General features: G+C 40.7%; 23 protein-coding genes. 12 read left to right on the top strand and 11 right to left on the bottom strand.

Translation table 11 applies throughout. From position 1 onward, the window contains the following. Window positions 1-56: 56 nt before the first annotated feature. The 9 genes from BCU94_RS14660 to BCU94_RS14620 all read right to left on the bottom strand — a co-directional run bounded on the left by BCU94_RS14660 (window position 57) and on the right by BCU94_RS14620 (window position 9,727). The gene (locus BCU94_RS14660; protein WP_102476791.1) at window positions 57-974 is read right to left on the bottom strand and encodes an SDR family NAD(P)-dependent oxidoreductase; all 918 of its coding nucleotides are present in this window, start codon (window positions 972-974) and stop codon (window positions 57-59) included. A gap of 55 nt (window positions 975-1,029) precedes the next feature. After that, a complete protein-coding gene (locus BCU94_RS14655) occupies window positions 1,030-1,491 on the bottom strand; it encodes a MaoC family dehydratase (protein ID WP_102439458.1) in 462 nt (153 codons plus the stop codon). A gap of 272 nt (window positions 1,492-1,763) precedes the next feature. Further along, complete coding sequence (locus BCU94_RS14650; protein ID WP_102476790.1) at window positions 1,764-3,569, bottom strand: acyl-CoA dehydrogenase; 1,806 nt, start codon at window positions 3,567-3,569, stop codon at window positions 1,764-1,766. Window positions 3,570-3,664: 95 nt separating this feature from the next. Next, a complete protein-coding gene (locus BCU94_RS14645) occupies window positions 3,665-4,426 on the bottom strand; it encodes an SDR family oxidoreductase (protein WP_102476789.1) in 762 nt (253 codons plus the stop codon). A 54-nt stretch (window positions 4,427-4,480) separates the two neighbouring features. Then, on the bottom strand, window positions 4,481-5,512 hold the full coding sequence (locus tag BCU94_RS14640; protein ID WP_102476788.1) for a phosphotransferase family protein: 1,032 nt from the start codon (window positions 5,510-5,512) through the stop codon (window positions 4,481-4,483). Between the two features lie 104 nt (window positions 5,513-5,616). After that, window positions 5,617-6,828: an acyl-CoA dehydrogenase family protein gene (locus BCU94_RS14635; protein WP_102439462.1), complete on the bottom strand. Its 1,212-nt coding sequence runs from the start codon at window positions 6,826-6,828 to the stop codon at window positions 5,617-5,619. Window positions 6,829-6,906: 78 nt separating this feature from the next. Then, a complete protein-coding gene (locus BCU94_RS14630) occupies window positions 6,907-8,085 on the bottom strand; it encodes an NADH:flavin oxidoreductase (protein ID WP_102476787.1) in 1,179 nt (392 codons plus the stop codon). Between the two features lie 97 nt (window positions 8,086-8,182). Then, complete coding sequence (locus tag BCU94_RS14625) at window positions 8,183-8,953, bottom strand: SDR family oxidoreductase (protein ID WP_102439463.1); 771 nt, start codon at window positions 8,951-8,953, stop codon at window positions 8,183-8,185. Window positions 8,954-8,992: 39 nt separating this feature from the next. Beyond that, window positions 8,993-9,727 carry a histidine phosphatase family protein gene (locus BCU94_RS14620; protein WP_102439464.1) on the bottom strand — a complete coding sequence of 245 codons (735 nt, stop codon included), beginning with the start codon at window positions 9,725-9,727 and terminating at the stop codon, window positions 8,993-8,995. Window positions 9,728-10,050: 323 nt separating this feature from the next. Between BCU94_RS14620 and BCU94_RS14615 the strand changes: the two genes are divergently transcribed. Continuing rightward, window positions 10,051-10,950: a LysR family transcriptional regulator gene (locus BCU94_RS14615; protein ID WP_102439465.1), complete on the top strand. Its 900-nt coding sequence runs from the start codon at window positions 10,051-10,053 to the stop codon at window positions 10,948-10,950. A gap of 219 nt (window positions 10,951-11,169) precedes the next feature. Here BCU94_RS14615 and BCU94_RS14610 read toward each other — a convergent pair whose 3' ends face one another. Beyond that, window positions 11,170-11,382: a hypothetical protein gene (locus BCU94_RS14610; protein WP_102439466.1), complete on the bottom strand. Its 213-nt coding sequence runs from the start codon at window positions 11,380-11,382 to the stop codon at window positions 11,170-11,172. A gap of 78 nt (window positions 11,383-11,460) precedes the next feature. After that, window positions 11,461-11,919 carry a hypothetical protein gene (locus BCU94_RS14605; RefSeq protein ID WP_102476786.1) on the bottom strand — a complete coding sequence of 153 codons (459 nt, stop codon included), beginning with the start codon at window positions 11,917-11,919 and terminating at the stop codon, window positions 11,461-11,463. 271 nt (window positions 11,920-12,190) lie between these two features. Between BCU94_RS14605 and ccoN the strand changes: the two genes are divergently transcribed. From ccoN to ttcA, 11 genes are all read left to right on the top strand, one after another. After that, window positions 12,191-13,624 (top strand): cytochrome-c oxidase, cbb3-type subunit I, encoded by a 1,434-nt coding sequence (ccoN, locus tag BCU94_RS14600; RefSeq protein WP_102439468.1) that lies wholly within the window; start codon window positions 12,191-12,193, stop codon window positions 13,622-13,624. Window positions 13,625-13,635: 11 nt separating this feature from the next. Beyond that, window positions 13,636-14,250, top strand: coding sequence for a cytochrome-c oxidase, cbb3-type subunit II (ccoO, locus tag BCU94_RS14595; protein WP_102439469.1), 615 nt, complete (start codon window positions 13,636-13,638; stop codon window positions 14,248-14,250). 10 nt (window positions 14,251-14,260) lie between these two features. Continuing rightward, window positions 14,261-14,437: a cbb3-type cytochrome c oxidase subunit 3 gene (locus BCU94_RS14590; RefSeq protein WP_102476785.1), complete on the top strand. Its 177-nt coding sequence runs from the start codon at window positions 14,261-14,263 to the stop codon at window positions 14,435-14,437. Further along, window positions 14,437-15,393 (top strand): cytochrome-c oxidase, cbb3-type subunit III, encoded by a 957-nt coding sequence (ccoP, locus tag BCU94_RS14585; protein ID WP_102439471.1) that lies wholly within the window; start codon window positions 14,437-14,439, stop codon window positions 15,391-15,393. The genes BCU94_RS14590 and ccoP overlap by 1 nt, the downstream gene beginning before the upstream one ends. Window positions 15,394-15,509: 116 nt before the next feature. Continuing rightward, on the top strand, window positions 15,510-15,989 hold the full coding sequence (locus BCU94_RS14580; RefSeq protein WP_076536711.1) for a FixH family protein: 480 nt from the start codon (window positions 15,510-15,512) through the stop codon (window positions 15,987-15,989). Window positions 15,990-15,997: 8 nt separating this feature from the next. Further along, the gene (locus BCU94_RS14575; protein WP_102476784.1) at window positions 15,998-18,376 is read left to right on the top strand and encodes a heavy metal translocating P-type ATPase; all 2,379 of its coding nucleotides are present in this window, start codon (window positions 15,998-16,000) and stop codon (window positions 18,374-18,376) included. Next, window positions 18,373-18,546: a cbb3-type cytochrome oxidase assembly protein CcoS gene (ccoS, locus tag BCU94_RS14570; protein WP_102435391.1), complete on the top strand. Its 174-nt coding sequence runs from the start codon at window positions 18,373-18,375 to the stop codon at window positions 18,544-18,546. The genes BCU94_RS14575 and ccoS overlap by 4 nt, the downstream gene beginning before the upstream one ends. Beyond that, on the top strand, window positions 18,543-19,232 hold the full coding sequence (locus BCU94_RS14565; RefSeq protein ID WP_102435393.1) for a sulfite exporter TauE/SafE family protein: 690 nt from the start codon (window positions 18,543-18,545) through the stop codon (window positions 19,230-19,232). The genes ccoS and BCU94_RS14565 overlap by 4 nt, the downstream gene beginning before the upstream one ends. Window positions 19,233-19,287: 55 nt before the next feature. Continuing rightward, window positions 19,288-20,040, top strand: a complete 753-nt coding sequence (gene etrA / locus BCU94_RS14560; protein ID WP_102435395.1) for an electron transport transcriptional regulator EtrA — start codon at window positions 19,288-19,290, stop codon at window positions 20,038-20,040. A gap of 99 nt (window positions 20,041-20,139) precedes the next feature. Then, window positions 20,140-21,069 carry a universal stress protein UspE gene (gene uspE / locus BCU94_RS14555; protein ID WP_102476783.1) on the top strand — a complete coding sequence of 310 codons (930 nt, stop codon included), beginning with the start codon at window positions 20,140-20,142 and terminating at the stop codon, window positions 21,067-21,069. Between the two features lie 70 nt (window positions 21,070-21,139). After that, window positions 21,140-22,078, top strand: a complete 939-nt coding sequence (gene ttcA / locus BCU94_RS14550; protein WP_198589347.1) for a tRNA 2-thiocytidine(32) synthetase TtcA — start codon at window positions 21,140-21,142, stop codon at window positions 22,076-22,078. The last annotated feature ends 37 nt before the right edge of the window (window positions 22,079-22,115 follow it).

The raw sequence follows: 22,115 nt of genomic DNA, 5'->3' as shown, positions 1-22,115 counted from the left end.
ACAAAACTGAGTCGCTAAATTTATTATGATTGTATGTAAAATTATTAGTTTAAGAATTAGTGCTGAGATTGCATAAACGCCATTGCTTTCATAACAAATTTCTCACCTTGCTTGGCGCCTGAAGTGAGTTCGGTTTGGCTTTCTTGCGCCGTTAACTCATCCCAATGAGCACGGACTTGTTCTGGGGTTTGTGAAGATTGAGGTAAAAAGCACCCGTCCGTTTCAAAGATGCTTGCGCTAGAATACCCGCCAGCTCCGGCACATAAAATGAATCGATTAGGCGCTTCATCATCACATAAGGTTAGCATCCCAGCAGTTACCGCCTCAGGTGCGAATGCTTTTACAATTTCTTCTGGCATTAAATCTTCCGTCATTCGTGTACCTGCAGTAGGTGCTAACGCATTAATTCGAATGTTATTTTTAGCGCCTTCAAGTACTAAGGTATTCATCAAACCTAACACCGCCATTTTCGCCGCGCCATAATTTGACTGGCCAAAGTTACCGTACATGCCACTTGAGGATGTGGTCATCACAATACGGCCATAATTTTGCTGTTTCATGATTTCCCAAACCGCTTTAGTGCAGTTCACTGATCCCATAACGTGGACATCCATCACTAACTTGAAGTCATCTAGGAGCATTTTAGAAAATGATTTATCGCGTAAGATACCAGCATTGTTGATAAGAATATCAACCCGCCCCCACTTCGCCATGGCCTGCTGCACCATGTCTTCCACTTCGTTAAAATTAGCCACATTAGCACTATGACTTATGGCTTCTCCGCCCATAGTCTCAATCAATCTAACCACTTCTTGAGAGGCTGCACTTGAAGCGCCGCTGCCATCTCGAGCACCGCCTAAATCGTTAACCACCACTTTAGCGCCTCTTTTAGCTAACTCTAATGCGTGAGAACGCCCTAAACCATTTCCAGCGCCAGTAACTATTGCCACTTTTCCGTCAAAACTCATCGTCATAATGATTTCCTAATTGTTATATTTCTTTCTTGTTATTGTGGTTCCAGAAAAGTCTTTATTTAACCATTTGTACTGAAATCCATTGAGCAACCAGCGCTGGTGTATCACAGCCTTCTATTTCTATTGTTACTTCGGTAGATAATCTAAATTGTCCTGGTTTTTTCTCTTCAATAGATAAGGTTTTTGCAAAAGCACGAACACGACTGTTAACCGTTACAGGTTGTAAAAATCGCACTTTATCGAAACCGGCATTTAAGCCCATATAAAAACCATCGATGATGACGCTGAAGTCTTCGGCAAAATGAGACAACATAGACAAAGATAAAAAACCGTGAGCAATGGTGCTGCCGAAGGGGGTCGATTTGGCTTTTTGTTCATCTACATGGATAAATTGATGATCGAGCGTGCAATCTGCAAATTGGTTTATTTGCTCTTGAGTAATGGTATGCCAATCAGTAGCCTCAGCTTGAAAGCCGATATACTTTCCAATGTCTTCTCTATTAATTACTGTTGGCATTATGTTGTCATTCCCTTGTCACATTTAATTAATGAATAAAAATTAAGCATTAACTCATGCTAATGTGAGCAACAAGATTAAACAAATGAATAGTTTTGATACCTTCACATTCCCGTAGCGAATAGTAGATGTGGAAGTTAAAAAGATAAATTGAATGAAAATTTACCCTGATAATAAAAAAGCATGACTGATAAAATCAATCATGCTTTTGAGGGGGTTATAAATTAATTTATAAGTTAAGCTTCAAAATCACCAGATACACAATACAACCTTTAAAACCAATCAGGTTGCATATCAAAACTTGTACTGTCAGAGGTTAACAAAATGGTTGACCAGTGCTCAATTTTCGGTAGTTCAAATCGATAAAAATATTGCTGAGCCTGCAGCTTACCTTGATAAAAGTTTTCATCTGCTTGATGCGGCTTTTTACTGAGTGCTTCTGTGGCTACTATCGCTTGTTTTAACCATAGCCATGCAATAATAATGTGGCCAAACAATTCCAGATATTTAACTGAGTTGGCTAATGCTAAGTCTATATTTTCAGTCGACATTGCCGTTAATACTGAGTCAGTAGTAATTTTTAATAACCTTACTGCATCACTTAACTGACTCGAAAACACTTTTAAATTTGGGTGTTTTTTTGCTACAGCAATGGTTTTAGTTATTTCGTCCAATGTTGCTATATAACCCTGCATCTTGTTCATAGGCATTTTGCGGGTCATTAAATCTAATGATTGAATGCCGGTTGTGCCTTCGTGTATCGGATTAAGACGGTTATCACGATAGAACATTTCCACAGGATGCTCATTAATATAACCATGGCCTCCCATTACCTGAATCGCATAGGAGTTGGCTTTAGGCCCATATTCAGATGGCCAGGTTTTAATGATGGGGGTTAAAAAGTCTAATAGCGTGTGAGCATATTGTCGTTGCTCTATGGTTGGCGCTGTTTTCTCGTCATCACTTAATTGGGTGCCGTATAACACTAATGATAAAGCACCTTCTGCAATGGCCTTTTGCGCTAATAGCATACGTTTTACATCTGCATGCTCAATAATATTGACCATAGGGGATAACGGGTCTTTACAAGAAGGTAAACGACCTTGTGGACGGTTTTTGGCATAATCAACTGAGTACTGATAACCGGCGACAGCAAGTACAGCGCCACTCATGCCGACCATGATGCGGGCTTCATTCATCATGTGAAACATGTATTTCAAACCGCAATGTTCTTCACCCACCAAGTAACCTATTGAACCATTTTTTTCACCAAAACTCAGCGCCGTTGAGGTTTGCGCCCGGCCGCCCATTTTATGAAATAATCCTGCCAATGCCACTTCATTATCGTTACCGATTGTGCCGTCTTCATTTAATAAAAATTTAGGGACGACAAAAAGTGAAATACCTTTTACCCCTTGCGGTGCGCCACGGAGACGGGCAAGCACCAAATGGACGATATTTTCACTGAGATCGTGATCACCGCCCGAAATAAATATTTTATTACCCGTTATGCGATAACTGCCATCTTCAGCTTTAATCGCTTTGGTGGTTAAATCCCCTAAACCAGAGCCACTTCCCGGTTCAGTCATCGCCATGGTACCCATGAAGCGACCTTCACGCATTGGTTTAACCCAGGTTTCAATCAGTTCATCACTGCCGTGGGCTTCAAGTAAATTGGCGTTTGCCGTTGTTAGCATGTTGTAACCCATACCTACGCCCCCAGCCACACTAAGATAAGCGCCAGCTGCACTGGCGACAATTGGCGGCAGTTGCATTCCACCGACATCGTAATCTGCGGTGGCTGCAGCAATACCTGATTCATTGACGGCATCAATAGCAGGTTTTAATTCAGGTATGAGATGCACTTTAGTGCCATCAAATGTCGGTTGATGTGTATCTAACTTTTGGCGAATGGGAAGAAAATGCTTCTCTGCAATGGCTTTAGCGGTATTAACGACTTCATTAAATGTTTGTCGATCATGATCTTGGTAACGCTCACGAGTAATCAAAGCCTCACTATCAAACAGTTCATAAAGCATAAATTCAAGATCGCGTTGATTCATTAAACTAGCTGGCATAATTTGTTCTCTTTATTGGTCAAAAACTCGCTGTAAATCCTGTAAAACAGTGATTCCCTAAGCGTGACTAACTCACTCTGGCTAAAAGTTGCCTTTTAAAGGGCTGATACTCCGCCATCTACTGCGATACATTGGCCTGTCATATAGGTATTTGCTGGCGATAGCATCATCAACATCACCGCGACTATTTCTTTGGGCTCACCGAGGCGTTTCATAGGTGCGCCGCGGCTCATTTTTTGTTGCTGCTCAGCATCTGCAAAATTGGTGACCATAGGGGTTAGCGTAAAGAATGGACAAATTGCATTAACCCGTATATTGGCGCGGCCATATTCAACCGCAGCGGTTTTGGTTAAGCCAATAACCGCGTGTTTTGCCATTGAATAAGCACTGCCTAATGCCGCGCCGCCAATACCCGCCATAGAACTGACATTAAGAATGACCCCTTCTCCTTGGGTCAGCATTTGTTGTATTTGATGACGCATGCCAAATTGCACACCTTTAACGTTTACCGCAAATTGGCTATCCATAATAGATTCATCTATCTGATGAAACGGCATAAACTCATGGGCAACCCCGGCGTTATTGACTCCAATATCTACACGACCAAATACCTCCATGGCAGTGTCTACCATTAATTTACACTGGTCATTTTTTGAAACATCGCATTTCATGGCTAGAATTTCTGCGCCTGTTGCCGCAATATCATCTGCCACTTTATGAACACCTGCTTCATTGATATCGCTGATCACTAGTTTAGCGCCGCGATTTGCTAGTTCTTGGGCAAGTAGTTGTCCAAAACCTTGTGCCGCCCCGGTTATGATGGCGACTTTACCGCTAAAATCTAATAATGGATCCATGAGATAACTCCTGTAATTCGTGGTTTATTTGGTTATAGCAGTGAAAGCTGCAAGTTATTTTTGGGCGATTACTTGTAGGGCCATTTTTGCTAACGGTTCGACAAATGCGCCGACTTTATTAGCATTTTCGTTTGATGCATTGCCTTGGGATGCGCGTTTAGCAACGCCTTGAGCAATAGCGGCTAACCTGAAGAAACTAAATGCGAGATAAAACACCCAATTTTCAATGCGCTCGATACCCATTCTTTGGCAATATCGGGCTACATATTCCTCTTCGGTAGGGATACCTAAACTAGTACGATCGACACCTTTCAATCCGTCGATGCTACCCAAACCTGCAGGCATTCTTAGTTGCATACATTGATAAGCTAAATCAGCATACGGGTGGCCTAACGTTGATAATTCCCAATCCAGCAGTGCAATGACCTTGGCTGAGTCTTTGGCAAACATCATATTGTCTAGGCGAAAATCGCCATGGACTAGACAGCTTCGACCGTCATCATTAGGTAAATTCGCTTCTAGCCATTGGCTTAGATCATTCATCGCTTTAATGGGGGTAATTTCAGTCTGGCGGTATTGAGAAGTCCAACGGGCTAATTGACGCTCAAAATAGTTACCTGCTTTACCATAATCACTTAACCCTACCTGCTCGACATCAACACTATGCAGCGCTACCAATACTTTGTTCATTTCATCATACATTGCTGTACGTTGCTCATTCGTGGCTATGTCAGATAAAGATGCACTCCAATACACAGTGCCATCGCAATACTCCATCACATAGAACATCGAGCCGATGATGTTTGGGTCCTCACATAAGTGATATACCTTTGCGACTGGCACCTTAGTATCTTGCAATGCTTTGATCACTTTATATTCGCGATCCACAGCATGGGCTGACTTTAGCAACTTGCCAGGTGGTTGCCTGCGCAGCACATAGTTACCTGTTGCCGCTTGCAATTTAAACGTCGGGTTAGACTGGCCACCGGCAAACTTTTCAAGCGTAATGGGACCCTTAAAACCCGCAATATGGCGCTCTAGATACTGAGTTAATTGTTTAAGGTCTATTAAATTATCGTCTAACATTGGCAATTCTCTTTTAGACCACTTAGGGTCAATAGTTAACTTAATTTAGTGTCGCGAATCAAAACCACTTCACCCTTTTGATTACAGTCAGGTGATGCCAGATGTTAATTCGCTACCTTCTTAACTAAGTCACGTCCCAGTTGCATCATATGCACCTGATCGGGTCCATCAGCTAAACGTAAGGTTCGTTGCCCAGCCCAAGCATGAGCTAAAAATGTATCTTGGCTAACACCCACAGCCCCATGGCATTGGATTGCACGGTCGATGACATCAAGGGACATATTCGGGGCAACAATTTTAATCATGGCGATTAAATCTTTAGCGGCTTTATTGCCTTCGGTGTCCATTTTTTGGGCTGCTTTTAACGTCATCAATCGCGCTTGTTCAATCTGACAGGCTGACTTTGCAATATCTTCACGTACCGATTGTTGTTTTATCATCGGCTGACCAAACACAATGCGTTCACTGACACGTTTACACATTAAATCTAAAGCCCGCTGGGCGATGCCAACTGAGCGCATGCAATGATGTATCCGCCCAGGGCCTAAGCGACCTTGAGCGATTTCAAAACCTTTGCCCTCACCAACAATAATGTTTGCAACAGGTACACGGACATTGTCAAACATGACTTCAGCGTGGCCTTCTGGCGAGTCATCAAAACCAAATACCTTCATCGGCCTGACTAAAGTCACACCAGGGGTATCCATTGGTACCAGCACCTGTGACTGCTGTACGTAGCGATTGCTATTTGTTGGATCCGTTTTACCCATCACAATCATAATTTCACATTGCTTGCGGCATGCGCCACTGATATAGAATTTACGGCCATTAATGACATATTCATTACCGTCACGTTCTATACGTAATTCAATATTGGTCGCATCACTTGAAGCGACTTCTGGCTCTGTCATCGCAAAAGCTGAACGAATTTTGCCTTCCAGTAATGGTTCTAACCATTGTTTCTTTTGGGCTTCGTTACCGTAACGAGCTAATACTTCCATATTGCCAGTGTCAGGTGCAGCGCAGTTAAATACTTCAGGCGCCCACATGACTCGGCCCATTAACTCTGCCAGCGGTGCATATTCAAGGTTGGTTAACCCTGCACTATATTTGCCATAGGTAACCGGTAAAAATAAATTCCATAAGCCTTCCGCTTTTGCGATTGCCTTGAGCTCTTCCATTAAAGGAGGGGTTGACCAAGGTTCAAGTTCAACTTGTTTATGCATTGCTGCTTCGTTAGGAAAAATATGTAAATCCATAAATTTGCTGACACGTTTCATTAGCTGCTGAACTTTAGGACTGTATTCAAAATCCATTTTATTCCCCTTTCAATCTGAACATCATTTTTTGCATTACAAACAGTGCAGTACGCAGGTCATGTCGTCAGTTAACAATCAACTAAGCGACATCAGTGTTTTTTTGTTAAATGGTTTAATCTCGTCTATCGCATTGGACTTAATCTTATTTACCCACTGCGGATCAACGAGTAAAGCGCGGCCAATACCCACTAAGTCAAACTCATCGTTATTTAAACGGATCAGTAATTCATCAATACCCGTTGGGTTAGATGTGCCAGAAAGATCGGCGTTACCTTCACCGATAAAGTCAGCATCTAAACCAACATTACCCACTGTAATAACGGGTTTATTGGTAAGCTTTTTAGTCCAGCCCGCTAAATTAAGATCTGAACCTTTAAACTCAGCAACCCAAAAGCGTCGGGTACTTGCGTGGAATATATCGACACCGGCATTGCTGAGTAAACATAAGAAAGTTTCTAATTCCTCAGGGGTTTGGCAAAGCTTGGCGCTATAATCTTGTTGTTTCCACTGAGAAAATCGGAAAATAATTGTAAAGTCTGCACCTACAGCTGCACGTATGGCTTTGACAATCTCAACACCGAAACGAGTGCGATTTTCAAGTGAGCCACCATATTTATCATGGCGTTGGTTGGTGCCTTCCCAGAAAAACTGATCAACTAAGTAACCATGTGCCCCATGCACTTCGATAGCATCAAATCCAATATTTTTCGCATCCAATGCTGCTTGGGCAAATGAAGCAACAACGTCATCAATATCGGCCTGAGTCATAGCGACACCATTTTCTGCGCCAGGTTTGTATAAACCAGACGGACTATGGGCAGGCGCTTCTTTATCTGGACCTATGCCTAATTTTCTGACAGACCCCACATGCCAAAGCTGAGGGGCAATTTTTCCGCCAGCGGCGTGTACTTCATCTACCACATGCTTCCAGCCTGCAAGGGCCTTCTCTCCATAAATCGCGGGCACGTTTTCATAACCGTTAGCCGCTTTATGGGAAATAAAGGTACCTTCGGTAATAATTAAACCTACATCACCTTCTGCGCGGCGACGATAGTAAGCCGCAACATCTGCAGTAGGCACATAGTTTGGCGAAAAGGCACGTGTCATTGGTGCCATCACGGTTTTATTTTTTAATGACAAACTTTTGCTGCTGAAAGATTCAAATAGTTTATCGATACTATTATTGGTGTTATTCGGAGTGCTGTTGTTAGAAATAGTGCTGTTGCTTGAAATAGTGCTGTTTTGACTGCTCATAATTTTTTCCTAACACGGGTTTTTATTGGTTATTGTTTTTAGTTATTTGATGCAAATTGACTGCTATTAATAACGGCTTTTGCCATAATCTCGTTAATTAACCGATTAAATAGCCACCATCCACATTAATCGCGGTGCCTGTGGTATAGCTAGAAGCGTTAGAGACGAGATACAATACTGTGCCGGCCATTTCGTCTGGCTGCGCCACACGTTTCATTGGCACGTGATGCATCATTTGTTTGAGGATTTTAGGGTTGTCGACTAATGCCGAGGCAAATTTAGTATCTGTGCCGCCAGGTAGTAACGCATTAACTCGAATATTAAACTGAGCACATTCTTTGGCAAAAGCGTGCGTCATTGAAATTACCGCAGCTTTGGTTATCGAATATATACCTTGATAATCACCCGGGATAACGCCATTAACGGATGCCACATTGACAATAGATCCACCGCCACTTTGCTTCATCAATTTAGCGCCTTGGGTAGACATAAAGAAATAGCCACGAATGTTAACGTCGACAGTTTTTTGAAAGGCACTTAAATCAGTATCCATAATGTGGCCGAAATATGGATTAGCGGCGGCATTGTTCACTAAAATATCTAACTTGCCATGCTTTTGTGTAATAGCGGCAAACAGCGAGTCTATTTGTTCCATCTCACCAATATGACATGCAATTGCCTCTGCACTGCCGCCAGCGATAACAATGTCATCGACCACTTTATTACACGCATCAAGTTTTCGACTTGAAACGATAACATGCGCGCCGTACTGGCCTAAAAGTTTCGCAATACTTTCACCAATACCACGACTCGCGCCAGTGACTAATGCTACTTTCCCTGTTAAATCAAATAAGTTGATCTCTGCCATGCTTAATCCCTATCTATTTTTAAGTTGTTTTATGCGGCGTTATCTAAAGGTTACCCAGTCTTCTCCTGCTTGCTCTAAATGACTATAATTATTTAAATAATCGATACTTAGCATCTGTTCTGAAAATAATAATTTAGTAACACTGGTATTTCTAACCTGCTGATTTATCATCAATAATTCTTTATTGGTTAATTTAAGGATATGTTGAATGATGACTGAAATTGTTCCGCCGGAAGTAAATACCAATATATCTTTTGATTTTTTTGCATTGTCATCATTAGCACTAAGCTGGCGTTTAGTGGCCAACTCTTGATCTATTATATTTTGTAGCGCACGGATGCAGCGTAACTTGAACTGCGGCCAGCTTTCTTTATATTCGTCATGTTTATCACTGAACATCCAGCGTTCTAACGCCAGTGCAAATTCTTTTTGAAAGGTTTTATTGGGGTGCTGCAATTTATTGATATCTTCACTCATCTTGGGGAAGTTTTGCCATTGAGGGTGGTGTTTTTTTAAAATATCAACATGGTCAAATTCATTAAAGCCCGAGTGAATAATCATCGGTACTGTGCTGGTTTGATAACCTTTATTAAATCCAGATAATGTTTGCCCATGGCGTAACAGATCGCCACAATAAAACTTACTTGGCTGGGCTCTTGCGCGCCAATATTCACCAAGAAGCTGTGCTTGTTGTTCACCTTTTTTTGACAGCTGATCGTAATCAGCACTTCCAAAAGAAGCTTGCCCATGTCTTATCAAATATATTGCAGCCATATAAATACTCAGTGTGATATTGGGTTTTAAGCAGCGAAACAAAAAACGTTTATTGATGCTTCAATTTGTTTATAGCTTTTAATTACCACCTGCACGTTTATTGACTAACAACTGCTGGTGGTTTAGTTACCTTTGTAATCGGGCTGTTTAAAATCGACTTGACTATGCTAAGGTTGCAACCTAGATTAAACAAATGAATAGTTCTTATACCCTACTATTTATATTTTAAATAGTTAGGCTGATAAATTTTGACCAGCGTAGGTTGAATTTTTTTGATTAAAGTTAGCAGTGTAGATTTTTAGCAAGGATGCAATGGTGTCAGCATGAAAATAGATTTAAATTTGTTTGTGGTTTTTGATGCAATTTATTGTGAGGGAAATATAACAAAGGCGGCTTCTGTACTGAATTTGTCTCAACCCGCAGTCAGTCATTCCTTAGGTAAGTTGCGTGCTCACTTTGATGATGCTTTATTTGTGCGACAAGGTAATGAAATGAGACCGACGCCGGTGGCAAAGAATGTTATTGCGGATGTGCGTGAAGCCTTACATCAGCTACAGGTTTGTTTGGTGCAATCAAGGCAGTTTGAGCCGTCAACCTCCCGTGAAAATTTTTCACTGTCATTGCATGGTTCATTAGAACCCTACTATTTACCGCCACTACAGCAAAGTTTATCTAAAGAGTCTCCGACGATAAATCTACGCAGTAATAAACGCGTAAGGCGTAGTGATTTAGAAAATAAATTAGCCAGTGGCGATATCGATTTAGCCATTGATGCACTTATTCCTGTTAGCAATAATATTTTGCATACCCAACTAGAACTAGATCAAGTGGTGGTGGTGGCACGCAAGGATCACCCTACTATTAATAGCAGCTTAGATTTGGATACTTATTTACATCTTCAACATGTTTTAGTGTCTTCGCGCTCAACAGGGCCAGGACTTGAAGATTTTGAATTATCACGCTTAGGCTTACATCGTAAAATATCATTACGTTGCCAACATCCTTTTTCGGCATGCCGTATTATCACCAATAACGATATGTTGCTCACATTGCCTAGAAGAGCAGCTGAGATGTACAGTGAATTGTTTGATATCAACATTTATCCGATGCCTGTTGAATTGCCGGGCATTGACGTGCATTTATATTGGCATGTGAATGTCGATAAAGAGCCCGCTAATAAGTGGCTTCGTAATAAAATGATTATGGCGGCATCAAATAACTAAACTAACAATTAATTGGCCCGTTAAAAGCTTGTCAGTAACTGAACCTAGACTTAATCAATAATACTGGCTTTGATTTGAAAGTTTGATGCAAGCTGTAGTTAAGCACTGTTAACGTTTTGAGGTACCAACTCGTCATCTACTAATGAAGTTTGACATTCACTATGTCGGTAGTACTAACTTGGTTTAAAGAAGGTGATTTTAGTTTTCATAATGCTTAAATCACCCTAACTCAGAAAACATTTCTATTAAGTTGTTAGGGTTATCGGCAGGATGCTGGCAGTGTATCCGTTCTTTACAACTGAGCAGACATAATTGCCATAACTGTTGCTTTGTTTGAGTGTCTAAACTTCTAAAGTCAGCAACGCACAATTGGCCTGATTGAATTAACTTAGCAAGTTTATCGATGGATATTGAAATGTTTAATTGGGACATACTATTTTCTCAATTGATTTTTTGGCTATTATATCTAATTGAGAATGATTATCAATGAGATTCAGCCTTTATCTTTGACTATTTATTGTCAGCTAAAAAATCAAACCATGTTGATTGCGGCTTTCCGTCAATTGAATAGTTAACTAGCGCGCGCCAAACCATATAATTACTACTACAGGAACCGTAAATAGCACTACCTTTATAGTGGTTAGGATTACTGTTTTTTTCTGCAGTAAGATTTACCGGTATTACCCCCATAAACATGTCTCTTCCTTCGATTCGCATTTTTACATCAGTGACAGGGACGGAAAAGTGTAAATCAATACTCAAAGGTTTTTCACTTGGTGTGAAAACGGGGTTAATCATCAGCATAATGTCGACACTGTTAACATTTAACTTACATACCCCTTGTTGAAATTGGCACAAACTGCTGTCTATTACATCAGATGTTACTGTTTTAGTGTTTGATTGAGGATTACATCCACCTAAAAACACTATAAAAAAAGAGCCAACAATCCATTTTGTTAAAAACTGCACAACTTTTAACCTCTCGATTCATATTGATAACATTATCTTTAGGAAATTGATCTAGATCAAGTTTACACCTAGCTCACATATATCTTTTTTGACTTAGCTCAAGTATCATTGCATTGCCTCGTGATAGTTATAAAAAACATGAGGTAACACCTTGACAATAATTAAAAAAGCAACTCTAAAACAGATACTTTTTTAACCACCTGTCACCCTAAACAGGTAAAGATCTTTCTTTACTAATTTTAAAGTAAAAGTAATAAGCCGTGGAAGCATTATGATGAACCATTCCCAGCCTACAGGCGCTGATTACAATTACACCGTTGTTCGCCAATTTGCATTAACCACAGTATTGTGGGGAATCGTTGGTATGGCAGTTGGTGTATTGATTGCGGCCCAGTTAATCTGGCCACAACTAAACTTTGAAACTCCATGGTTAACGTATAGTCGTTTACGACCTTTACATACGAATGCCGTGATTTTCGCGTTTGGTACTTCAGCCCTTTTCGCAACATCCTACTATATCGTACAACGCACTTGTCAAACCAAACTGTTTGCACCTAAATTAGCTGCTTTCACGTTTTGGGGATGGCAAGCCATTATCCTCTCTGCTGCAATTACATTACCAATGGGTTTCACCTCTGGTAAAGAATATGCAGAACTTGAGTGGCCAATTGATATCGCCATTACCATTGTCTGGGTGAGTTATGCAATTGTGTTCTTTGGTACCATTATCAAACGAACAACATCGCATATTTACGTTGCAAACTGGTTCTTCGGTGCTTTCATCATTACGGTTGCAGTATTGCACATTGTTAACTCAATGGCGGTACCAGTAAGCTTATTCAAATCCTATTCAATGTATTCTGGCGCAGTAGATGCCATGGTGCAGTGGTGGTATGGCCATAACGCTGTTGGTTTCTTATTAACAGCAGGTTTCTTAGGTATGATGTACTACTTTGTACCTAAGCAAGCTGGTCGTCCGGTATATTCTTACCGTTTATCAATTGTTCACTTTTGGGCATTGATTGCGTTATATATCTGGGCAGGTCCGCATCATCTTCATTACACTGCTTTACCTGATTGGACACAAACATTGGGTATGGTGATGTCGCTAATTTTATTCGCACCTTCTTGGGGCGGTATGATTAACGGTATTATGACACTGTCTGGTGCTTGGCATAAACTGCGTACAGATCCAGTATTACGTTTCTTAGTTGTTTCATTATCTTTCTATGGTATGTCTACCTTCGAAGGACCAATGATGGCAATTAAAACCGTAAACGCACTGTCTCATTACACTGACTGGACTGTTGGTCACGTTCACTCTGGTGCGCTTGGTTGGGTTGCGATGGTTTCAATTGGTTCTTTATACCATTTAATTCCTGTGCTATTTGGTCATGGCCGTATGTACAGTACTAGCCTAGTAAACGTCCATTTCTGGTTAGCGACAATTGGTACAGTTTTATACATAGTATCAATGTGGATCTCTGGTGTGATGCAAGGTCTAATGTGGCGCGCAGTTAACTCTGACGGTACTTTGACTTATAGCTTTGTTGAAAGCTTAGAAGCATCTTATCCGTTCTACTTTGTTCGCTTTATTGGTGGTGTGTTCTTCTTAACGGGTATGTTTATCATGGCGTATAACGTGTTGCGTACCGTTAATGCCCCTAAAGACACCCTTCCAGCATTAGCTGAAGCCAAAGCATAAGGAGCAGAACGATGAAATTTAATCATGAAATAATCGAAAAAAACATCGGCCTGCTTGGTATTTTTACTGTAATCGCAATTAGTTTCGGTGGTCTAGTACAGATCACCCCTTTGCTTTTCCAAAAAGATACTACTGAACCAGTTGAAGGTTTAAAGCCGTACAATGCTTTGCAGATTGAAGGTCGTGATATTTATGTCCGTGAAGGTTGTTACAACTGTCACAGCCAAATGATCCGTCCTTTACGTGCCGAAACTGAACGTTACGGTCACTACTCTGTTGCTGGCGAATCAGTTTGGGACCACCCATTTCAGTGGGGGTCTAAACGTACTGGTCCTGACTTAGCCCGTGTTGGCGGTCGTTACAGTGATAAATGGCATGAAGTGCATTTAATCGACCCACGTAGTGTAGTGCCTCAATCTAATATGCCTGCTTACCCTTGGTTAGCAGATACCAAATTAGATGGAAAACTAACGGGCAATAAAATGCAAATCTTAAGTAATTTCCACCCGGATCATAATTTGTATACCGCGGAAGAAATTGCAGGTGCTGAAGCTGCTGTTAAAGGCAAAACTGAACTTGAAGCGTTAATTGCTTATCTTCAGTCTTTAGGTCATGCACTGAAATAAGGAGGCAGTTATGGATTATGGAACATTACAAGGCATTCTAACCATTATTGTTATGGTGGTATTTGCCGGTATTTTCTATTGGGCTTATAGCTCAAAAAGCAAAGCCAAATTTGATGAAGCTGCTAATCTGATTTTTTCTGAAGAAGAAATCGCGACACGCGCTAATAATTCAGGAGATAATAATTAATGAGTATCTTTTGGAACGTTTGGATTATTTTTCCAACATTATTAGTTATCGCCGGTTGTTTTTTCCTGCTTAGAGCTTGCTCTAAGAACAACACAGGAATTGATGAAGGGGAATCAATGGGTCATAGCTTTGACGGCATTGAAGAACTCAATAACCCACTACCAAAGTGGTGGTCTTATATGTTCTACATCAGTATCGTGTTTGGTTTGATTTATCTAGCACTTTACCCCGGTCTTGGCAGCTATCAAGGGCTATTTGGTTGGACAAGTTCGAACCAAAGTGTTCGTTCAATCGAAGAGTCTAAAGCAGCGGTTGAGTTAGCTACTGCAGAGCAACGCCTTTCTCAGTACGATCGTGAAGTCGCAAGTGCTGACAAGCAATACGGCCCTATCTTTGCTGCTTATTTAGCTACGCCAATTGAAGAGCTAGTTAAAGACGAAGAGGCACTTAAAGTTGGTGGGCGTTTATTCCTACAAAACTGTGCTCAATGTCATGGTTCGGATGCTCGCGGTAGTGTTGGCTTCCCAGATTTAACCGATGGTAATTGGTTATATGGTGGCGATCCTGCAACTATTAAGACAACGCTGATGAATGGTCGTAACGGCATGATGCCTCCTAAAGGCGGATTACCCATCGAAGATAGTGAAATTCGTGGCTTAGCTGAATACGTGTTTAAATTATCAGGACGTGATCATGACGCTACGTTAGCAGCTCAAGGTCAAGGTTCATTCATGAAAGGCTGTTTTGCTTGTCATGGTATGGATGGCACTGGTAATAAGTTTATGGGCGCACCTAATTTAACTGATGATGCTTGGTTATATGGCGGAAGCCGTTTACAAGTTATGCAATCAATTGCAAATGGTCGTTCAGGTGTTATGCCAGCGTGGAAAGATATCCTAGGTGAAGAAAAAGTTCATGTAGTATCTGCATACGTTTATAGCTTATCAAACAAATAGTTACAGCTTGATAACAAAAAAGGCCTCGTTTAAACGAGGCCTTTTTTTTAAGTGATTATTAATGGTTTTCAGGTTAAAATAGATTAATAATAAAAGTTAATAATTAGGACCGTTTTATGTCTGCTCCTCTTCCCTGGTATAAGCACTTTTGGCCTTGGTTTATCGTTGTTCTTCTTTTTGTTGTTGTCCTTAAAAGCATGGTTGCGATGAGTATCGCCATTGATAATGCTGACTCCTTGGTTTCAGATGATTATTACAAAGAAGGCAAAGCCATCAATATGGATTTGCGTAAAATTAAGCAAGCTAAAAACTTAGGCATGCAATACTTAATTGAAGTTGACGATCACGAACTTAAAATATCTCAACATGGCGGTCCTGCATACCAAGCCGTATTGAAAGTCAGTTTTATTCACCCAACCCTTGAAGAAAAAGATTTCAACATTAATGCCACTGCTGATGGCAACGGCACATATCGAATTGGTTTATCAGAAGCGATTTCTGGGCCATGGAATGTCCGACTTGAAGGCTTTGATGCAAGCTGGAGAATCCAGCAACGTATTGAAATTCATGATGATGTCGAATACTGGTTGAATTAATATATATAATGCAAAACTGCTATCACTGTAATGAACCTGTTTTAACTGGCAATGAATTCACCACTTTTATCGACAACCAAGATCAGCTTATGTGCTGTCCTGGTTGTCAGGCGGTTTCACAAGCTATTATTGATTCAGGTCTGGCGAGTTATTACCAATATCGAAGTGAACCGGGTAGCAAACAAACTGCCCTGGTCCCAGCTGAATTAGCGCAATACTCAGCTTATGATATCCCTGAAGTTCAACAAGACCTTACCCACAAAGTTGATGGTATCAATACCATTTCAGTTTCGATTGACGGTATAACCTGTGCGGCATGCGCATGGTTAATTGAACATAAGCTAAAACAATTAGCGGGTATTACTAACATAAGCGTAAATTCTACCACGCAGCGCGCTTTAGTTAGTTGGCATGAAGAGTCACTGAAACTCAGTGAAATTCTTGCGGCGATAAGCCGTATTGGCTACCAGGCTGCGCCTTATCAAGTGGATGAGCAAGAAAAGCAAAGTAAAACAGAAGGCCGAAAGTTTTTATTACGCTTAGGCTTAGCTGGTTTTGCTACCATGCAAGTGATGATGTTTGCATTGGCCTTGTACTCTGATTACTTCACCCTCCAAGATACTCAAATGCGCGATTACTTTCGCTGGGTCAGTATGACCTTGGCCGCGCCAGTGGTATTTTATTCTGCTCAGCCTTTTTATTTCAGCGCCATAAGAAGTTTACTTAGCGGTAAACTCAATATGGACTTATCGGTATCAATTGCAATCGCCGGAGCTTATATTGCCAGTTGTTTTGCAACGATTAATGGCAATGGAGAAGTGTATTTTGAATCTGTCTCCATGTTTACTTTCTTCCTATTACTTGGCCGCTATTTTGAACAAAAAGCCAAACAAACTGCATCCGTCAATTCAAGTAATCTTCATAAACTGGTGCCATTAACAGCTCATTTAAAACTTGATGGTGATATTTCAGAAATACCTGCCAAGCGATTAAAATTAGGCGATATTATCCTTGTTAGACCGGGCGATATCGTTGCCGCTGATGGGGATATTATTGAAGGGAAATCGGGTCTTAATGAATCAATGCTCACAGGTGAGCAAATGCCTCTCATTAAAACCATTAATGACAGTGTATTTGCTGGCACAATTAATATTGATCAAGCCCTGACGGTAAAAGTCACCGCTTTAGGACAAGATCAACTCGTCGCTGAAATTATTCGCTTGCAAGAAGTGGCTTCAAACACCAAACCTGCTATTGCGAAACTGGCTGATAGGTTAGCGCGTTATTTTTCAGGTACGATTTTAGCAATTGCGTCGTTAACCTATGTGGTGTGGTTACAAATTTCACCAGAAGATGCTTTTTGGGTGACATTATCGGTATTAGTGGCAACCTGTCCTTGTGCCCTCGCCCTTGCTACGCCAACTGCGATTACTTGCGCGACGGCTATTTTTACCAAACTGGGTATAATCACCCGAAAAGCTGGGGTATTTGAAAAACTGCCTCGTATCAACCATGTCGTATTCGATAAAACCGGTACCTTAACCTGCGGCACTATTTCACTTGAAAGTATTGTATTAACCGATAGCCAAAATGAACAAACCGTTTTAGCCTATGCCGCCGCATTAGAAACTGGCTCACTTCACCCAATTGCCAGTGCATTTAAAGCCCATGCTCACAGTGATATTTGTGCCACCGACATACAGCATCACGTTGGCTTAGGCATATCAGGTAACATTAATACTGATGTCGTTAAAATTGGTAATGCTGAATTTGTGGGAGTCGATGCCAATCTGTGCAACGGCAAACTGTTGTGGTTGTCTGTGAATGGCATTATTACAGCCTGTTTTTCCCTAAAGGATGCTCTCAGGGTAGATAGTCTAGAAACCATAAAACAACTTCAACATCAAAATATCGATGTTAGTATTGCTAGTGGTGACTGTGCCAGCCATGTGAACGCTATCGCGCAGCAGCTTAATGTTAAAAATAGTTATGCAGGACTTAACCCTAGAGATAAACTAGATTTGATAAACAAATTACAACAAACACAAGATGTGGCAATGTTTGGAGATGGCATTAATGATGCTCCCGTTTTAGCCGGAGCCAATTTATCCGTCGCGATGGGAAGTGGCAGCGCTATCGCTAAAAATAGTGCTGATTTGATTTTACTTGGTGATCAACTATCTAAGTTTAATCAAGCAATTACAGTTTCAAAGTTAACAAATAAAATAATAAAACAAAACTTAATTTGGGCGTTTGCTTACAATGTCATTATTCTACCGCTAGCGGTTACCGGTCATGTAGTACCGTATATTGCAGCGATTGGAATGTCAGTTAGTTCGATTATTGTCGTATCTAACAGCTTACGCTTACTCAGGATAAAAATATGAGTATCATCTACGTACTAATTCCTATCGCAATGCTATTTGTTGCAATTGCTGTTGCCATCTTCTTTTGGGCAGTCAAAAGTGAACAATTCGACGATTTAGACCGTCAAAGTGTTTCTATTTTATTTGATGAAGATAAACCAAGTGAAACAGAATCAGAGAAAAAGAATTGATTGAATACAATGTATGGGGTGCTTTTTTAGTTGGATTAATGGGTGCGGCACATTGCTTTGGCATGTGTGGTGGTTTAGTTGGCGCATTTGCATCTAACTTACCCAATACAGCATCGAATCAGCTCGCCAATCAGTTAAGTTTTTTATTAAGCTACAATCTAGGCAGGATACTCAGTTATACCCTAGCAGGTGCATTAGCTGGAGCCAGTACCGCAGCCTTAGGTTATATGTTTGACCTTGATAACTATCTTATCGGCCTGCGTATTTTTGCTGGCATTATGATGATAGCCACAGGGCTTTACATCGCCCAGCTTTGGTTTGGTATCGTGCAAATCGAAAAAGTGGGCAAAATGTTATGGCGTTTTTTAAAGCCATTGGCTAACAAATTGTTACCCATTAAACATAAACATCAAGCCGTCATGGCTGGTATAATATGGGGTTGGTTACCATGCGGTTTAGTCTATAGCACCCTAACTTGGGCTGTTGCGGCTGGTAATGCCCTTGATGGCGCCTTAATCATGTTAGCTTTTGGTTTAGGTACATTGCCCGCGTTACTCAGTGCCGGTGTAGCGGCGAAAACGTTAGCTCAATGGGTACAAAAAAAGCAGGTCCGAATGATAAGTGGGATCTTGATTGTAGTATTTGGGCTACAAACTATATATATCGCCATCATGCAGCTAAACTAGCTGTAACTTTGTTATTAGTTTAACATGGCTAAGTAGTAATTAATTGAGAGTACATATGCCTATAGACCCAACTAAACAACTTCGAGCATCAACCGGAGGTTGTGCGATACATTGTCATGATTGCAGTATGGAATCATTATGTATCCCCTTCTCGCTTAATAACAACGAGTTAGATAGACTCGATGAGATTATTGAGCGTAAAAAGCCAGTGCAAAAAGGTGACCAAATATTTAAGTCTGGTGATCCTCTCAAGTCTTTATTTGCTATTCGATCTGGCACAATTAAAAGCTACACCATCACAGAGCAAGGCGATGAACAAATCACTGGCTTTCATTTAGCTGGTGACGTTATCGGCTTTGATGGAATTCATTCTCAAATTCATCAGAGTTTTGCCCAAGCATTAGAAACTGCAATGGTATGTGAAATACCGTTTGATACTTTAGATACCTTAGCGGGCAGTATGCCAAAACTTAGACAACAGATAATGCGTCTCATGAGTAATGAGATCATGAGCGATCAAGAAATGATTTTGTTGTTATCTAAAAAGAATGCCGAAGAACGCCTAGCCGCATTTATCAGCAATCTGGCTAACCGTTTTGGTAGCCGCGGTTTCTCACCTCATGAATTTAGATTAACCATGACCCGTGGTGATATTGGTAATTACCTTGGGCTAACAGTTGAAACAATTAGCCGCTTACTTGGCCGTTTTCAAAAGTCAGGCTTTATTGAAGTTAAAGGCAAATACATCACTATTGTTGATCATAAAGCACTGAGTCAGTTAGCGGGTAATTCGCGGATTGCAACCTAGGCCTAACAACTTTTCAAAGTTTGATCTCTCTCAAAGTATTTTATGGCAATAACAGTGATAGTTAATTAACAGAGTTTAACATTTTAGCTTGGAGGTTTTATGAAGGATTATAATAAGATACTCGTTGTCATAAACCCTATGACAGATCATCAACCTGCGTTAGCTAGAGCTGTTGAGCTAGCGAGTAAGTCCAACGCAACTATCACTGCATTTCTCACTATTTTTGACTTCTCCTACGAGATGACATCAATTTTATCCAGTAATGAGCGTGAAGCTATGCGTCAAGGCGTTATAGCTCAACGTGAAACCTGGTTAAATGAAGCCATCGAAAGTTATACTAAGACTGGAATGTCTATTGATGCGAAAGTAGTTTGGCACAATCGCCCATTTGAAAGTGTTATTAAATACGCTATCGATGAACAATTTGATTTGTTGGTCAAAAGCACCCACGAGCACGATAAACTCAAATCAATTATTTTCACCCCTACTGATTGGCATTTATTACGTAAAGCGCCTATTCCTGTTCTTATGGTTAAAGAACACGATTGGCCAGTAGCAGGTAATATTGTTTGCGCAATAAATGTAGCGTCTGAAGATGAAGAACATCAGACTCTTAATACCAAAGTTATTAAAAACGCCTTAAATTTAGCCGATAAGTTTTCAGCTAAAGTGCATTTAGTTAATGGCTATCCAGGTACCCCTGTCAATTTAGCCATAGAATTGCCAGAGTTTGATGCCGCAAGTTATAACGACACGGTCCGAATGCAGCATGAACAACGGATCCAATCTATCGCCCATAGCTTTGATATTCCATTAGAAAATTGCCATGTTGAAGAAGGTCTGCCTGAAGATATTATTCCTGAATTAGCCACAAAGTTAGACGCTGAGTTAGTTATTTTAGGTACAGTGGGTCGTACAGGTTTTTCTGCCGCACTAATTGGTAATACAGCAGAACATGTTATTGATAGCATTAACTGTGATCTACTCGCTATCAAGCCAGATGGGTATAAGTCACCTCTAGAAGAGTAAATCCTTTACCCTAAGGCAGAATGCTGGAATAATACGCGCCCTGAAACAAATGGTTACTGGGCGCTTTTTTATGTCGCAAATGCAACAACAAAACAAACTACAATTGGATCGTCAAAATAAGCTCGAAAAAAAGCTCCGCCATGAAGTTGGTCGTGCTATCGGCGATTATCAAATGATTGAAGAAGGTGACATTGTTATGTGTTGCCTTTCAGGCGGCAAAGACAGTTATGCCATGCTTGATATTTTATTAAATTTACAAAAACGTGCCCCGATTTCTTTTGAAGTTGTCGCGGTAAATTTAGATCAAAAGCAACCTGGGTTTCCAGAAGATATTCTACCTGCCTATTTAGATAGTTTAAAAGTGGCCTACCATATCTTAGAAAAAGACACCTACTCGATAGTCAAAGATAAGATCCCTGAAGGTAAAACCACTTGCTCTTTATGTTCTCGCCTTCGTAGAGGAACCCTATATGGTTTCGCACAGCGGATCGGCGCCACTAAAATTGCCTTAGGTCACCACCGTGATGACATCATTGAAACATTATTCTTAAATATGTTCTTTGGTGGCAAGATGAAAGCAATGCCACCAAAATTACTTTCGGATGATGGGGCTAACATGGTGATCCGTCCATTAGCTTACTGTAAAGAAAAAGACATCGCTGAATACGCAGAATTGAAACAGTTCCCGATTATTCCATGTAACCTTTGCGGATCACAAGAAAATTTAAAACGTGGTGCAGTTAAAGACATGCTAAAACAGTGGGATGTGGATTTCCCTGGTAGAATCGAATCCATCTTCACGGCGATGCAAAATACCTCGCCGTCACAAGGTGTTGATCGTAACCAATTTGATTTCTTATCACTTGAAAGAAATGCTGACGCACCTATGTCTGGCGCTGTGGCTGAATCAGAGCTACCTGCATTTGATTTTCTTGATATGAGTAACAACGGCCATATTAATCTTGATGCTGCAGCAAGAATTGATGTTGTGAGTACCTACAAGCCGTAATCACATAACGTTCGATTATACAGCACTTTAATAAGTG

The sequence above is a fragment of the Shewanella sp. 10N.286.52.C2 genome (genome assembly GCF_002874545.1).
GTDB lineage: Bacteria > Pseudomonadota > Gammaproteobacteria > Enterobacterales > Shewanellaceae > Shewanella.
Note: the sequence above shows the minus strand (reverse complement) of the source record. Positions and strands in the feature narration are given on the sequence as shown.

What these genes read in the sequence shown, in the direction of transcription:
- BCU94_RS14620 (WP_102439464.1), bottom strand. Translation starts at nt 9,727, where the DNA reads ATGGCTGCAATATATTTGATAAGACATGGGCAAGCTTCTTTTGGAAGT.
- etrA (WP_102435395.1), top strand. Translation starts at nt 19,288, where the DNA reads ATGCCTATAGACCCAACTAAACAACTTCGAGCATCAACCGGAGGTTGT.
- BCU94_RS14655 (WP_102439458.1), bottom strand. Translation starts at nt 1,491, where the DNA reads ATGCCAACAGTAATTAATAGAGAAGACATTGGAAAGTATATCGGCTTT.
- uspE (WP_102476783.1), top strand. Translation starts at nt 20,140, where the DNA reads ATGAAGGATTATAATAAGATACTCGTTGTCATAAACCCTATGACAGAT.
- BCU94_RS14590 (WP_102476785.1), top strand. Translation starts at nt 14,261, where the DNA reads ATGGATTATGGAACATTACAAGGCATTCTAACCATTATTGTTATGGTG.
- BCU94_RS14645 (WP_102476789.1), bottom strand. Translation starts at nt 4,426, where the DNA reads ATGGATCCATTATTAGATTTTAGCGGTAAAGTCGCCATCATAACCGGG.
- BCU94_RS14640 (WP_102476788.1), bottom strand. Translation starts at nt 5,512, where the DNA reads ATGTTAGACGATAATTTAATAGACCTTAAACAATTAACTCAGTATCTA.
- BCU94_RS14615 (WP_102439465.1), top strand. Translation starts at nt 10,051, where the DNA reads ATGAAAATAGATTTAAATTTGTTTGTGGTTTTTGATGCAATTTATTGT.
- BCU94_RS14660 (WP_102476791.1), bottom strand. Translation starts at nt 974, where the DNA reads ATGACGATGAGTTTTGACGGAAAAGTGGCAATAGTTACTGGCGCTGGA.
- BCU94_RS14610 (WP_102439466.1), bottom strand. Translation starts at nt 11,382, where the DNA reads ATGTCCCAATTAAACATTTCAATATCCATCGATAAACTTGCTAAGTTA.
- ccoS (WP_102435391.1), top strand. Translation starts at nt 18,373, where the DNA reads ATGAGTATCATCTACGTACTAATTCCTATCGCAATGCTATTTGTTGCA.
- BCU94_RS14630 (WP_102476787.1), bottom strand. Translation starts at nt 8,085, where the DNA reads ATGAGCAGTCAAAACAGCACTATTTCAAGCAACAGCACTATTTCTAAC.
- ttcA (WP_198589347.1), top strand. Translation starts at nt 21,140, where the DNA reads ATGTCGCAAATGCAACAACAAAACAAACTACAATTGGATCGTCAAAAT.
- ccoN (WP_102439468.1), top strand. Translation starts at nt 12,191, where the DNA reads ATGATGAACCATTCCCAGCCTACAGGCGCTGATTACAATTACACCGTT.
- BCU94_RS14580 (WP_076536711.1), top strand. Translation starts at nt 15,510, where the DNA reads ATGTCTGCTCCTCTTCCCTGGTATAAGCACTTTTGGCCTTGGTTTATC.
- BCU94_RS14575 (WP_102476784.1), top strand. Translation starts at nt 15,998, where the DNA reads ATGCAAAACTGCTATCACTGTAATGAACCTGTTTTAACTGGCAATGAA.
- ccoP (WP_102439471.1), top strand. Translation starts at nt 14,437, where the DNA reads ATGAGTATCTTTTGGAACGTTTGGATTATTTTTCCAACATTATTAGTT.
- BCU94_RS14650 (WP_102476790.1), bottom strand. Translation starts at nt 3,569, where the DNA reads ATGCCAGCTAGTTTAATGAATCAACGCGATCTTGAATTTATGCTTTAT.
- ccoO (WP_102439469.1), top strand. Translation starts at nt 13,636, where the DNA reads ATGAAATTTAATCATGAAATAATCGAAAAAAACATCGGCCTGCTTGGT.
- BCU94_RS14625 (WP_102439463.1), bottom strand. Translation starts at nt 8,953, where the DNA reads ATGGCAGAGATCAACTTATTTGATTTAACAGGGAAAGTAGCATTAGTC.
- BCU94_RS14635 (WP_102439462.1), bottom strand. Translation starts at nt 6,828, where the DNA reads ATGGATTTTGAATACAGTCCTAAAGTTCAGCAGCTAATGAAACGTGTC.